At 61.2% G+C, this 242-nt stretch carries 1 protein-coding gene; it reads right to left on the bottom strand.

Going from position 1 to position 242, the window contains the following annotated elements; all coding sequences use genetic code 11:
- A partial coding sequence (locus AC1RPV_RS08170) for a TFIIB-type zinc ribbon-containing protein (RefSeq protein ID WP_481764265.1) occupies window positions 1-232 on the bottom strand: 232 nt, incomplete at its 3' end.
- Window positions 233-242 lie beyond the last annotated feature (10 nt).

The following is a 242-nucleotide window of genomic DNA, read 5'->3' as shown; positions in this document are numbered from 1 at the left end:
CGTTTCCGTGGCCGCTCTTGTTGTGATGTCCGGATCGATTCGGGTCCGACCATCCTTGCGGGTCAGCCGGGGCGGCGTATCCAGTCGATGGGCTCTGGGTCAGTGAGCGTTCGATGATCTTGTCGAGCTCGCCCCGATCCAGCCAAACGCCTCGGCAGGCGGGACAGTAGTCGATCTCGATTCCGGAGCGATCGGAGAGCAGGAGTGTCTCGCCGTCAACGGGACATTTCATGGTTCTTACC

It is taken from the genome of Dellaglioa sp. CoH-55-MRSF-9 (assembly GCF_056782155.1).
This window is presented reverse-complemented; position numbering and strand designations above follow the sequence as displayed.